Annotated in this window: 11 protein-coding genes; 5 read left to right on the top strand and 6 right to left on the bottom strand. The window is 63.0% G+C overall.

What is annotated here, in order from left to right; genetic code table 11:
• Window positions 1–7: 7 nt before the first annotated feature.
• Complete coding sequence (locus tag H146_RS0111435; RefSeq protein ID WP_019952008.1) at window positions 8–781, bottom strand: ABC transporter ATP-binding protein; 774 nt, start codon at window positions 779–781, stop codon at window positions 8–10.
• 170 nt (window positions 782–951) lie between these two features.
• Window positions 952–1,947: a succinylglutamate desuccinylase gene (locus H146_RS0111430; RefSeq protein ID WP_019952007.1), complete on the bottom strand. Its 996-nt coding sequence runs from the start codon at window positions 1,945–1,947 to the stop codon at window positions 952–954.
• 112 nt (window positions 1,948–2,059) lie between these two features.
• Here H146_RS0111430 and H146_RS0111425 point away from each other — a divergent pair, with 112 nt between their 5' ends.
• A complete protein-coding gene (locus tag H146_RS0111425; RefSeq protein WP_019952006.1) occupies window positions 2,060–3,313 on the top strand; it encodes an ABC1 kinase family protein in 1,254 nt (417 codons plus the stop codon).
• Between the two features lie 3 nt (window positions 3,314–3,316).
• Here the strand turns inward: H146_RS0111425 and H146_RS0111420 are convergent, their stop codons facing one another.
• Together H146_RS0111420 and H146_RS0111415 are read right to left on the bottom strand one after the other, a co-directional pair.
• Window positions 3,317–3,634 (bottom strand): DMT family transporter, encoded by a 318-nt coding sequence (locus H146_RS0111420; RefSeq protein WP_019952005.1) that lies wholly within the window; start codon window positions 3,632–3,634, stop codon window positions 3,317–3,319.
• Window positions 3,635–3,636: 2 nt separating this feature from the next.
• A complete protein-coding gene (locus tag H146_RS0111415) occupies window positions 3,637–3,963 on the bottom strand; it encodes a DMT family transporter (RefSeq protein ID WP_019952004.1) in 327 nt (108 codons plus the stop codon).
• A 117-nt stretch (window positions 3,964–4,080) separates the two neighbouring features.
• Between H146_RS0111415 and H146_RS20260 the strand changes: the two genes are divergently transcribed.
• From H146_RS20260 to H146_RS0111400, 3 genes are all read left to right on the top strand, one after another.
• Window positions 4,081–4,662 (top strand): TetR/AcrR family transcriptional regulator, encoded by a 582-nt coding sequence (locus H146_RS20260; RefSeq protein WP_169433478.1) that lies wholly within the window; start codon window positions 4,081–4,083, stop codon window positions 4,660–4,662.
• A 163-nt stretch (window positions 4,663–4,825) separates the two neighbouring features.
• Window positions 4,826–6,463: a methyl-accepting chemotaxis protein gene (locus H146_RS19195; RefSeq protein WP_281169616.1), complete on the top strand. Its 1,638-nt coding sequence runs from the start codon at window positions 4,826–4,828 to the stop codon at window positions 6,461–6,463.
• A 274-nt stretch (window positions 6,464–6,737) separates the two neighbouring features.
• A complete protein-coding gene (locus H146_RS0111400) occupies window positions 6,738–8,261 on the top strand; it encodes a methyl-accepting chemotaxis protein (protein ID WP_019952001.1) in 1,524 nt (507 codons plus the stop codon).
• Window positions 8,262–8,324: 63 nt separating this feature from the next.
• Here H146_RS0111400 and H146_RS0111395 read toward each other — a convergent pair whose 3' ends face one another.
• Entirely contained in the window at window positions 8,325–9,404 is a 1,080-nt protein-coding gene (locus H146_RS0111395) for a tartrate dehydrogenase (RefSeq protein WP_019952000.1), read from the bottom strand.
• 384 nt (window positions 9,405–9,788) lie between these two features.
• On the opposite strand from H146_RS0111395, the gene H146_RS0111390 reads away from it, so the two are divergent.
• Window positions 9,789–11,240 carry a glycosyltransferase gene (locus H146_RS0111390; RefSeq protein ID WP_019951999.1) on the top strand — a complete coding sequence of 484 codons (1,452 nt, stop codon included), beginning with the start codon at window positions 9,789–9,791 and terminating at the stop codon, window positions 11,238–11,240.
• A 33-nt stretch (window positions 11,241–11,273) separates the two neighbouring features.
• Here the strand turns inward: H146_RS0111390 and H146_RS0111385 are convergent, their stop codons facing one another.
• A complete protein-coding gene (locus tag H146_RS0111385) occupies window positions 11,274–11,951 on the bottom strand; it encodes a TVP38/TMEM64 family protein (RefSeq protein ID WP_019951998.1) in 678 nt (225 codons plus the stop codon).
• Window positions 11,952–12,039: the final 88 nt, after the last annotated feature.

The raw sequence follows: 12,039 nt of genomic DNA, 5'->3' as shown, positions 1-12,039 counted from the left end.
AGCCCCTTCAGCGTCCGCGCGGTGCGAGAAACTGACGCAGTCGCTCCGACTCGGGGTGTGAGAGCACCTCGGCGGGGTTGCCCTGCTCCTCGACCTGACCCTTGTGCAGATACATGACGTGATTGGAGACGTCGCGGGCGAAGTCCATCTCGTGGGTGACCACCACCATGGTGCGACCCTCGGCGGCCAGCTCGCGCATCACCTCCAGCACATCGCCGACCAGCTCGGGGTCGAGTGCCGAGGTGGGCTCGTCGAACAGCATCACCTCCGGGTCCATGGCCAGGGCGCGGGCGATGGCACCGCGCTGCTGCTGGCCGCCGGAAAGCTGGGCGGGATAGGCGTGGGCGCGCTCGGTCAGTCCGACCCGCTCGAGCAGCGCCATACCCTGTTCGCGAGCTGCCTTGCGCGGCACCCCACGCACGTAGATCGGTGCCTCGATGACATTATCGAGCAGCGTCATGTGGGCCCATAAATTGAAGTTCTGAAACACCATCGCCAGCCGGGTGCGGATGCGCTCCAGCTGGCTGCGGTCGGCCGGCTCGCGGCCGCGGCGGGTCATGCGAAAGCGGATCGACTCGCCGTGCACGCTGATTTCGCCGCTGTCGGGGCGCTCAAGCAGATTGAGACAGCGCAGGAAAGTGCTCTTGCCGGAGCCGGAAGCGCCGATCAGGGTGATGACGTCACCCTTGTGCGCTTCCAGCGAAATACCTCTGAGCACTTCGGTATCGCCGAATTTCTTGTGGATGCCGCTGACATGCAGCGGGATGGGCTCATCGGTCAAGGGAAAACTCCTGAATCCGGCCGCCGTTGTCCCGAGGGACAAGGCACTGGCCTGTTGTTGTTGGTGACAGGAGAGGTCGTATACGACCTGCAGCGGATGCTCTCCCGACCTTCGATGGCGGCGCATGATAGCAGGAGAGAGCGTCGTCTGCGCGTCTGACGCCTGCTACCTTACGCCGTCGCCAGTGGCCTTGCCAGCAGCAACGCGCGCGCGCCGCGCTCCACGGCGGCGTTGGGAAAGACGATATGTACCGCCTCGTCGCCGACCCGATGCTCGCCCTGTTCGCTATCGCGCGCCAGCAGTTCGCCGGGCTCGAAGCGGGTGAAGTTGGCGATATCGTCACTGAAGGCGAGACTGAAATCATCGCCCTGGCGGCGAATCTCTTCGACCACGGTAAAGCGTATCAGGCCGCTATCGCTGGTTTCCTGCGGCGCTACCCCGGCCACCCGGCTGCGCAGCAGATCGAACATCGGCGCCAGCGGCTCGAGATCGTTGGCGCCAAAGGGGGCGACCCGGCCCAGTTCGAGGGTAAAGCCCAGCGCGCCGTGGTAGTGGCGGCTGTAGTGCGAAAAGGTCCAGCTGTGGCAGTGCTGGCTGAGCCCCGCCTGCAGGCCGGCGGCGCTCAGCTGGCGCCACAGCCGGGCCGGCGTGGGGGTGTCGCTGAAGGGTTCGACGGCGAAGCGCGGATAGCGGCTGTCGCGGATGGCGGTGTGCATATCGAGGTGCAGCGCCTGCGCGCCGTGCTCGGCAAGGAAGCGATCCACCGCGCTCATCAGTTCGCGCGCCCGGCCGGCCTCGAAGCGGTCGTCATCGAGCGTCAGACTGTCGCGTTGAAACAGCCGGTTGAGGTTGGTGTCGATATAGCGTCGGCCGGCGACGATCGCCCGGCGGTTACCGAGAATCAGCAGAACCGGCGCGCCGACGCGCAGCTGACCGGCGTCGAGCGCCGCCAGCAGTTCGCCGAAAAGTTCGATGGGCGCGGTCTCGTCGCCGTGGATGCCGGCCGAGATGATAGTAGGGGCGCCGGCTTCGATCGCTGCGGCCGGTTCGAGCGCCACCACGCCGGGGGCGTACTCGCTGACCCGCACCCCGGGCAGGCGCAGCGCCACCACCTGATGAGGCCCTTCGGGGGCGATGAAATCGGCGAAATAGTCGCTTAGTGACACGCAGTGTCCCTCGCTGGTGTTGTGATGATCTACCTTATCCTGGTGGGCATTACCCCTGCATTGTCTTTTATTTCAGGACTGAGAGGGCGGCGGTCGAGGCAGGAGTACAGGAATGCGTGAAAAAGGCAGAACCCGCAGGATGCTGGGGATGGGGGCGCGTACCGGCGGTGCCATGTTGCGCTCGCGGATGGGCCGCGACGCCGGCTGGGAGCGTCTCGGCGAGCAGCTTTTCGATGAGCTCTCCGAACTCAAGGGGCCGGCGATGAAGCTGGCGCAGATCATGGCGCAGTGGGACGATCTGCTGCCGCCGGCGCTGGCCGAGCAGCTCGCCCGCCTGCAGCGTCAGGCGCGCCCCATGCCCTGGTCGCAGATCCGGCGCACCCTGGTGGCGCGCTTCGGCGATCTCGACGCCGCCTTCGAGAGCATCGAAACCGAGCCCTTTGCCAGCGCCTCCATGGGCCAGGTGCACCGCGCGGTGACGCCGGACGGCGAGACGCTGGTGCTCAAGGTGCAGTATCCGGGGCTCGAGCAGGTGCTGGAGCAGGACCTGGTACAGGTGCGCCGCATGATGCGTCTGATGCGCTGGATGAAAGTGCCACAGGCGCGGCTGGATGCGATGTTCGAGGAGTTTGCCGACAGCCTGCGCGGCGAGCTCGACTACCGCGCCGAGTTCGAGGCGCTGGCGCGTTATCGCGCCCGCTATGCCGGTTTTGACGGCGTGCGTTTTCCCGAGCCGCTGGCCGAGTGGTCCGGCGAGCGGGTGCTGGCGATGCGCTACCTGCCCGGCACGCCGATGCGCGATATGGAACAGGCCGAAGAGGCCCTGCGACAGCGGCTGGCGGCCAACCTCGCCGACTGGCTCACCGAAGAGCTGTTTACCCACCATGAACTGCACGCCGACCCCCACGCCGGCAACTTCGCCGCCGACGACGAGGGGCGGTTGATCGTCTACGATCTGGGGGCCGTCATCGCGGTGCCGGAAGCTCGCCTGCGTGCCATGATGCAACTGCTGGGCGCGGCGTTGGACGACGACCCGATGGGTATGGACGCGGCGCTGCGCTCGATGGGCGGGCGTCAGGGCGAGGGCGCGCCGCTGGCGCTTTATAGCGAATCGGCAGCGGCGATCCGGCCGCTGTTCGCTCCCGGCGAGCAGGATTTTGCCGATACCCGCATTCACTATCGGCTGCGCGAAATCAGCCCGAAGGTGTGGTCGGCAATGGATCGCCTGCAGCCGCCGGCGGATACCATGCTGCTGTCGCGTACCCTTAACGGCCACTACTGGAACATGGTGCGACTGGGGGCGCGGCTCGACATGCACGCGCGAACCCGGCCGCTGCTGGCTCGGGCGCGGGACGGGGTGGCCTGATGCTCAGGCGGAAACCAGCTTGAGCCCTACCACCGAGGCGATAATCAGGGCGATATAGCCCAGCCGTGCCGGCGAACGCGGCTCGCCCCAGCACAGCATGCCCAGGGTGGCGCTGGCGACGGTGCCAATGGCGGTGAACACGGCGTAGGCGATGCCCAGCGGGATATCGCGCATGGCAAAGGCGATCAGCGCCAGCGACATTCCGAAACCCACGACCAGCAACGCCAGTCCCAGCGGCCGCGAGCCACGGTTGATCTTCTCGATGCCGGTGACGCCCACGACCTCCATCAGCCCCGAGGCGATCAGTGCCAGCCAGTACATGGCTATACCTCCCTTTCCTCGCTGTGCAGTTTGAGCCCGGCGACGCCGATAAGTAGCGTGGCCACCAATACAATCGTCAGCAGGTTGAAGGCGGCCCCCAGAAAGAGAATATCGACCGTCAGCGTGCCGACCGCGCCCAGCCCCACGAAGACGGTGTAGACCGTGCTGGTTGGCAGCGTCTTCGCCATGTGGGTGGCCAGCGCGAGACTGGCGAACACCATCGCAAGCGTTGCCAGCCACTCCAGTGCCCCCTGGGCGTATTTGGCGCCCAGCGCCCAGCCGATCTCCAGCAGGGCGGCAGGGACCATCAACCACCAGCGTGACATCATAAGGCCTCCTGAAACTGCAAGACTAACGATTGTTAGTTAGCTATTCTAATGATGAAATTGGGCGGTGGCAATCCGGAAGCGCAGGGCAACCATGATCAGAACAGCAAGAGTGATGTTATGAGCACCTCCCGTCGCATCCGCGAAGCGGGGCTGCGCCTCTTCGCCCGCCAGGGCTACGAGGCCACGCCGCTCTCCGCCATCGCGGCCGAAGTCGGCATCCGCACGCCGTCTCTCTATAACCACTTCGCCAGCAAGGAGGCGCTGTTTCTGGCGCTGGTCAGCGAAGTGGAGCAGGAAGTGCTGGCGCTTATTCACCAGAGCCTCGATGCCCGACACGGCGACAGCGTCAAGCAGCAGCTCGAGCGCCTGCTGGCGGCAATGAGCGACTTTATATTCGATTCCGGCAAGGGGGTGTTCTATAAGCGCTTTCTGCTTTTTCCGCCGCCCGCTCTGCGGGATGAGCTGCAGCGCATCAACCGACAGAGCGAGACGGCCATCGATGCACCGCTGCGCGACTGCTGGCGGCGTGGCATCGAGTGCGGTGAGCTGCGCGCCGATCTCGGCGAACGAGATTTTATAAGCGCTCTCTACTGTGTGATCGACGGCCTTTTCAGCGAGAGCTTTCTCTACTCGCGAGATGAGTTCGATCGGCGGCTGGCCGGCGTGTGGCGTGTGCTGTGGGCGGGTCTGTGCGCTTGAAGATGCCGCATCGAGCGACCCAGAAAAAGAATGCTCGAGAAGAGTAGACCCGGCGGGCAGTTTTGCCCTTATAAAGTCTTTTCTTTTGATGCCGTTAATGAATTAGAGGTGCTTCATAAACGAAGTGCCGAGGTAGTGTTTCGAGTGTCGCAAGGAGTCGCAGATGACCTCAAGGACCGGCGGTATTGCCCCAGCAGAATCCTCTTACGGTGAATCAGGCGCCGTTTTGGCCAAGCCCGCCGGACGCAGCCGCTTCGCGCTGGGTAGCTGGAGTCTGAGACGCCGGATGTACGCCATCCTCGCACTGATGTGGCTGGGGATGATCGCGCTGGTGGTAATTATGTCGTTGAGCGCTCGCGCGACGCTTTATGAAGAGCGCGAGGCGTCGCTGCGCGATATCGTCAGCATGGCGAGCAGCCTGTTTCAGCGTTATGCCGAACGCGTCGAGGCCGGCGAGTTCAGCCGCGAGGAGGGGCTCGATCGGGCACTGGGCGCGCTGAGCGGTATGCGTTTTGATGGCGACAATTATATTTTCGCTTTCGATGACCAGTCGCGCGTCCTGTATCACCCGCGGCGTGAACGTGGCCAGGACATGTCGGGCTTTACCGATCCCGATGGGTTGGCGATCTACAGCGAACTTGTCGACATCACTCGTACCAGTGGCAGCGGGTTTCTCGATTACCGTGCCGCCCGTGGTGCGGAGGGTGGCCCATTGCTGCCCAAGCTGGCCTATGTCGAACGCTTCGCGCCCTGGGGCGTCAACCTGGCCGCTGGCGTTTACACCAACGATATTCGCGAGGCCTTTCTCGAGAAGCTGATCACGTTCGGACTGATACTGTTGGTCATCGGCGCTGTTCTGACACTCGCCTTCGTGCTGCTCTACCGCAATATCTACCGCGACCTCGGAGGGGAGCCGAAGTACGCCATCGAGCGGGTTCGGGAAATCGCCGAGGGTCATTTCGACCGGCCGCTGGCCCTGCGCGGCAATGATCGCAGTAGCCTGCTGTTCCATATCGAAAGCATGCGTGCCGAACTGGCGGCCACCATTGCTGATATCCGCAGTGCCAGCGAGTCGATCGATAACGGTTCGCGGGAAATTGCTGCCGGCAACAATGATCTCTCCTCGCGCACCGAACAGCAGGCTGCCTCGCTGGAGGAGACCGCCTCCAGTATGGAGGAGCTGACCGCTACCGTGCGTCAGAACGCCGACAATGCCGGCCAGGCCACGCAGCTCTCCGGCCAGGCGCTCGAGGAGATGGAAAGCGGTCGTGAGGTGATCGGCCGGGTGGTGACGACCATGGGCGAGATCCACGAAAGCTCGGGCAGAATCAATGAGATCATCACCATGATCGACAGTATCGCCTTTCAGACCAATCTGCTGGCGCTCAACGCTTCGGTGGAGGCGGCGCGTGCCGGCGAGCACGGTCGCGGCTTCGCGGTAGTGGCCGGCGAGGTGCGCAATCTGGCCAGCCGCAGCGCCAGTGCGGCCAGCGAGATCCGCGAACTGATTGGCCGCTCGGTCTCTCAGGTGGAAAGTGGCAGCGAGCTGGTTCTCGAGGCCGACAGCAGCATCAACCGCATCGCCGAGAGTGCCCGCCGGGTCAACGACCTGATGAGCGAGATCGCCGCCGCCTCGAAGGAGCAGAGCAACGGTATCGAGCAGGTCAATCAGGCGGTAACCCAGATGGACCAGGTGACCCAGCAGAACGCGGCGCTGGTGGAAGAGGCTGCCGCAGCGGCCTCTTCGCTGGAGGACCAGGCGAGCCGTCTCTATCAGTCGGTGTCGCGCTTTTCGATCTAGTCAAGGCAGCGGTAGCCCGGCCACTTCAGAGGCGCCATCATCCGTTCAGGGTGGTGGCGCTTTTTAAGTTTGTGATCAGAAGCGCCGATATAAAGAAATGCTATGCAAACTTCCTAAAATAGCAAAGTTTTATTTGGATAACTCTTATTGGGGAGAAATGGGGATGACTTTACAAGCCAGTGGTTTGGAGCATGGAACCTCCCATGACGAAAGAGAAAAGGGGGCAGAGAACAGGCGGCGTTTCAGATTCGGTGACTGGAGTCTGAAGCGACGTATGTATCTTCTATTGGCACTGATCTGGGCGGGTATGCTGCTGCTGACCGCCATGATGGCGTGGAATGCTCGTAACACGATATTCGAGGAGCGTGAGAAGCAGCTGCGGGCCACCGTTGCGATGGCCGAAACCCTGTTTGCCGGCTTTCATGAGCGCGCGGCGGACGATCCGTTCAGTCAGGAGTCGGGATTGACCCGAGCGCTGGATGCGCTGTCGGTGATGCGCTTTGGTAATGATCTGCAGAACTATATTTTCGCTTTCGACGACGAGCTTAAGATTCTTTACCACCCGCGTCGTGAGGTTGGTCAAGACATGTCGTCTACCGGCGACGGTGCTGTCGGCAATATCTATAGCGTGCTCGGCGAAAAGGCAATGGCCAGCGGTAGCGGCTTTGTCAACTATGCCGATGATACCCCTGACCCGGAAACCGGTGACACGGTTTATAAGCTGGCTTATGTCGAGCGCTTCGCGCCCTGGCAGGTCAACCTCGCCGCCTCCGTAAAGGTCAACGATATTCGTAATGCTTTCCGGAACACTCTGATGCTCTATCTGACACTTATGGTGATCATCGGTGGTTTCGTGACGCTCGCTTTCGTGCTGCTCTATCGCAGTATCAGCCGCAGCCTGGGCGGTGAGCCAAACTACGCCGTCGAGCGTGTGCGGGAAATCGCCGAGGGTCATTTCGACCGGAAGATGACACTGCGCGGCAATGATCGCAGTAGCCTGCTGTTCCATATCGAAAGCATGCGTGCCCAACTGGCGGCCACCATTGCCGATATCCGCAGCGCCAGCGAGTCGATCGATACCGGTTCGCGGGAGATTGCTGCCGGCAACAATGATCTCTCCTCGCGCACCGAACAGCAGGCCGCCTCACTGGAGGAGACCGCCTCCAGCATGGAAGAGTTGACCTCTACGGTGCGTCAGAACGCCGACAATGCCGGCCAGGCCACGCAGCTCTCCGGCCAGGCGCTGGAGGAGATGGAAAGCGGTCGCGAGGTGATCGGTCGGGTGGTGACGACCATGGGGGATATCCGCGAAAGCTCGGGCAGGATCAACGAGATCATTACCATGATCGACAGCATCGCCTTTCAGACCAATCTGCTGGCGCTCAACGCCTCGGTGGAGGCGGCGCGCGCCGGCGAGCACGGCCGCGGCTTCGCGGTGGTGGCCGGCGAGGTGCGCAATCTGGCCAGCCGCAGCGCCAGTGCGGCCAGCGAGATCCGCGAACTGATTGGCCGCTCGGTCTCTCAGGTGGAAAGTGGCAGCGAGCTGGTGACAGAGGCCGACAGCAGCATCAACCGCATCGCCGAGAGTGCCCGCCGGGTCAACGATCTGATGAGCGAGATCGCCGCCGCCTCGAAGGAGCAGAGCAACGGTATCGAGCAGGTCAATCAGGCGGTAACCCAGATGGATCAGGTGACCCAGCAGAACGCGGCGCTGGTGGAAGAGGCTGCCGCAGCGGCCTCTTCGCTGGAGGATCAGGCGAGCCGTCTCTATCAGTCGGTGTCGCGCTTTTCGATCTGAGCGTCATTGGTCGTAGCGAATGGTGAGCCCCGGTGTCGTTTCAGGCCCCGGGGTTTTTTGCGTTCATGACGCCTTGATGGCGTTGGCGATAGCATTGCCCAGCTCATCGGTGATGCCGCGACCGCCCAGGTCCGGCGTCAGCGGTGCTTCGTCGGGGCCGGCGGCCAGCACCTTCTCGATCGCCCTGACCACGGCGTCTGCGGCGTCCTGGTGGCCCAGATGCTCCAGCATCATTGCCGCCGACCAGATCTGACCGATCGGGTTGGCGATGCCCTTGCCGAAGATATCCGGTGCGCTGCCGTGTACCGGCTCGAACAGGCTGGGGAAGGTCTTTTCCGGGTTGATATTGGCCGATGGCGCCACGCCAATCGTGCCGGTGCAGGCCGGCCCCAGGTCGGAGAGAATATCGCCGAACAGGTTGCTTGCCACCACCACGTCGAACCAGTCCGGATGCAGCACGAAATTGGCGGCAAGAATATCGATATGGAATTTGTCGAGACTGATCTCGGGGTAGTGGCCGGCCATCTCGGCTACCCGCTCATCCCACCACGGCATGGTGATGGAGATACCATTGGATTTGGTCGCCGAGGTGAGCTTGCGGCGCGGCCGCGTCATGGCCAGCTCGAAGGCGAACTTCAGCACCCGGTCGACGCCTGTGCGGCTCATCACCGTCTCCTGGATGACGACCTCGCGCTCGGTGCCCTCGAACATTTTGCCGCCTACGCTCGAATACTCGCCCTCGGTGTTTTCGCGCACCACGTAGAAGTCGATATCGCCCGGCTTGCGCCCGGCCAGCGGGCTTTTGATGCCGGGCATGAGGCGACAGGGGCGCAGATTGATGTACTGATCGAAGACGCGGCGAAACTGCAACAGCGAGCCCCACAGGGTGATGTGGTCCGGCACCCGTTCGGGCATGCCGACGGCGCCGAAAAAGAGCGCGTCCATGGTGCCGAGCTGCTCGCGCCAGTCGTCGGGCAGCATCCGGCCGTGGCGCTCGTAGTAGTCACAGCTGGCAAAGTCGCAGTCGATGAAATCGAGCGATAGATCGAAACGGCGGGCGGCGGCCTCCAGCGCCCGCACGCCCTGGGGGACCACCTCGTTGCCGATGCCGTCGCCTGGAATGACGGCGATTTTGTAGGTCATGGCGCTACTCCCTGAAAATGCCATTTGCGTAGAAAGCTTGACCATAACACGCGACAATGATCAAAAATCTGCGATTTTCGATGGCGGGCTGGCATACACGACAACCCTCTGAGTCTCCTGCACTGTGAAACCTCACGAATATTAACTGTCGAGGCGCTCCATTTCGCTGCGGTAATCGCGGCCGAGGCGCTGTGTCTCGTGGTCCTTGTGGATTTCCCTGAATATGCCCGCAAACAGCGCCTTCTGTTAGAATCCCTGCCATATGCGATGCGGTTTTTGACCTCGATTCGTCTATTGCCATCTATAACGGTTCTGTTGAAAACGGACTTCGATATTCGTACAGGGCGCAGGCAAGCCTCACAGGGCGGCGCCGGGAGGCAGGGTTTGAACATCCTGATGTTCACTAATACCTACAGCCCCATCGTGGGCGGGGTCAGTGAGTCAGTGCAGCGGTTCGTCGAGTGTTTCCGGCGCTCGGGGCATCGCGTGCTGGTCGTCGCCCCCACGCTCAAGGGGCAGCCGGAAGATGAAAAGGATGTGATTCGCGTACCGGCGATGCAGCGCTTCAACGGCAGCGACTTCTCACTGCCGGTCACCGTGCCCGGCTCGCTGGACGATGCGATTCGCGATTTCGATCCCGATATCGTCCACTCCAACCACCCCTTTCTGCTCGGCGATACCGCGGTGCGGGTGGCCCAGTGGCGCGGGCTGCCGCTGGTCTTTACCCACCATACCCTCTACGAGCACTACACTCACTATGTGCCGGGCGACTCGCCGGTGATGCGTCGCTTTGCACTGGCGCTCTCCAACGGCTATGCCGATCTCTGCGACGTCGTGATTGCTCCCAGCGAGAGCATTCGCGACACGCTGCGCGAGCGCGGTGTCGAGACCGAATTGCGGGTGGTGCCCAGCGGCGTCGATACCGAGCACTTTGCCCACGGCGAGCGCCGCCGCTGGCGTGGACATTTCGATATCGCCGATGACGCCCATGTGATCGGCCATGTCGGACGACTGGCGCAGGAGAAGAACCTCGCTTTTCTGGCCCGCGCCGTGTGCCGGGCGCTGTCGCAGAACTCGCATCTGCACTTCATGGTGGTCGGCGACGGCGACGAGCGTCAGACCATCCTCGATGAGGCAGAGCGCACCGGCGTTGCCGAGCGGGTCCATCTCACCGGAGTACAGAAGGATCAGGCGCTGATCGATGCCTATCACGGCATGGACAGCTTCGCCTTTGCCTCGCACAGCGAGACCCAGGGAATGGTCGTGGTCGAGGCGATGGCCGCCGGTCTGCCGGTGGTGGCGCTGGATGCCAGCGGCGTGCGCGAGGTGCTGGCGCATGAACGCAATGGCCTGCTGCTGCAGGATGAGGATGAACAGGCGTTCGCCGCGGCGCTGCAGCGTATCGCCGAGCCGCAGCGCTGTGACACGCTGCGTGAGGGGGCGCTGGAGACGGCACGCCATTTCGACAGCTGTGAATGCGCCGACCGCTGTCTGGCGGTCTATCAGCAGCTGCTCGATGAGCATCGTGCGCGGCTTTCACACAGTGAAGACAACCACCGCAGCGGCTGGGAGCTGGCCCGTGCGCGGCTGGAGGCGGAGTGGAATCTGCTCTGTCATCGCGGTACGGTGCTGCGCCGGGTATTCGGCGGTTCCAGCCGCGCCGAGCCGCGTCTACAGTCGACGCCGCTGAAAAGCGGCCAGGCGACGCCCGGCGAGTCTCCACGCATTCTGTCGCTGACCGCGCTGGCCCGACCACGGCTGGTGGCTGACGATCAGGCGTTGACGATGCCGAAGCCGACTGAAAATGATACCGACCAGGAGCCCGAGGCGCGCTGAACGCTCTGCCCGGTCGAGTGCAGGCACTCTGGTCTAAAGGCGCTGACGGCGCGACATGATCCAGCGCGTCAGCGCTGCAAGGCCGATAACCGCCGCTATCGCCACTCCCAGCCACAGCAGATCGCCCATGCTGCGGCTGCGCAGCAGCTCGCCGAGACGGCTGCCGGCGATGGTGACCGCTGCCAGTCCCGGCAGAATGCCGATCAGCGAGCCGATCATGTAGGTGGCGTAGGGCATGCGCGCGGCGCCGGCGATCATGTTGGTGAAGGTAAAGGGCGCCAGGGGTAAAAGGTTGAAAAGGATCATGGTGCGAATGCCGTAACGCGAGATGCTGTCGGCAAGCTTGCGAATGCGCTCGCCGCCATATTTCTCCAGCAGGTCGCGGCCCAGCATTCGTCCCAGCAGCCAGGTGGCGCTGGAGGCAACCATGGTGCCCGCTACGGCGTAAAAAAGCCCCCACCAGGGCCCGAAGATCAGGCCGGTGGCGCCCACCAGAATCGTTAGTGGGAAGAGCACTAGACTACCGACCGGGTAGATGACCATCAGCAGCGGCGGTGCCCACCAGGTGTGGCGCAGACTGATGGTTTCGCTCAGCAGTTGCTCCAGCTTTTCGGCGTTGAGGCTGTCGCCCATAACCAGCCACTGCCAGAAGCCACCCAGTGCCGCCATGAGGGTGATGACGATAATGACAAGCCAGAGACGGCGATTCATCGAGCGCTTTCCATAGCAGAGACAACAGATTCGAGGGTCCTTGAGTCTAGAGAGGCCATCAAGGGGCTTCAACAGCGCCTGTCATCAA

This window comes from Kushneria aurantia DSM 21353 (assembly GCF_000382245.1).
GTDB classification, from domain to species: Bacteria; Pseudomonadota; Gammaproteobacteria; order Pseudomonadales; family Halomonadaceae; genus Kushneria; species Kushneria aurantia.
This window is presented reverse-complemented; position numbering and strand designations above follow the sequence as displayed.